This window comes from Mangrovivirga halotolerans (assembly GCF_026241165.1).
GTDB lineage: Bacteria > Bacteroidota > Bacteroidia > Cytophagales > Cyclobacteriaceae > Mangrovivirga > Mangrovivirga halotolerans.
This window is the reverse complement of sequence record NZ_JAPFQN010000033.1, coordinates 1-886: the sequence shown is the minus strand read 5'-3', so window position 1 is coordinate 886 and position 886 is coordinate 1. Positions and strand designations below refer to the sequence as shown.

Here is an 886-nt window from a genome sequence, read left to right as displayed (position 1 = left end):
CAACGGTAAGTATAAGAAACGTAAGTGATTTCGAAGCACCTACCTGTCAAGTTGCACTGAGCCAAATTTGCGTTTTGACACAAATTTAAAATGTTAAATAAACCCGTCAAATCGCAGATTTGGCGGAGCTGATTAAACGCACAAACATTCCGTAAACCACTGAGCCACTTATGTTTTTTATACATTGTTGTGGGGTCGTTCTTTTTTATCATTTTATATCAATCTTATCACCAAGAAATTTTGGCTTTTTACCAATTATCAAGTCAAGAACCATTTTTACTCTCGCAAATCTTTCCCTTAATCTTGTTTTAAATCCATAATGGACGTTGACATCTTTGGCATTAAATCCAACAGCGTCAATATCTTTTCGTTTTGCAATATAAATCGCTCTCTCGTTATGAAATTGCTGAGAAATTATCGTAATGCTGCTTTGTCCGAAAATCTCTTTGCAGCGAACAACTGAGTCTAAAGTTCGAAATCCAGCATAATCAAGATATATTTTGTTTGAAGGAATCCCTTTTTTAATCAAATCCTCTTTTATTGTTGATGGTTCGTCATAATCTTTTGTTGAGTTGTCACCGCTAACAAGGATAAAGTCCACCTTTCCAGCTTTAAACAAGCTTACGGCAGCTTCAATCCGATACTTATAGTACAGATTAATCCGTCCATTTGACAGAATTTTTCCTGTCCCTAAAAACAAACCAACTTTGTTATGCGGTATTTCTTTAGTCGAATTGAAAACTTTATCTGAGGCAGATTTTTCAACAAGTCTATCCGCTCCAAAGATTCCTATCAAAGAGAGAATCCCGATTAGTACTCCAATCTTCAATATTTTTTTAACGTATCTCATTTAGTTTGCAATGTCGTTTTTGAATGCCCCACAACG

General features: G+C 35.3%; 1 protein-coding gene. It reads right to left on the bottom strand.

Annotated features, from left to right (window positions below; translation table 11 throughout):
• Positions 1-208: 208 nt before the first annotated feature.
• A complete protein-coding gene (locus tag OO013_RS20100) occupies positions 209-850 on the bottom strand; it encodes a SanA/YdcF family protein (protein WP_266058922.1) in 642 nt (213 codons plus the stop codon).
• Positions 851-886 lie beyond the last annotated feature (36 nt).

Bases quoted from the DNA above. Each gene is read 5' to 3' on its own strand.
- OO013_RS20100 (WP_266058922.1), bottom strand. From the start codon at position 850: ATGAGATACGTTAAAAAAATATTGAAGATTGGAGTACTAATCGGGATT.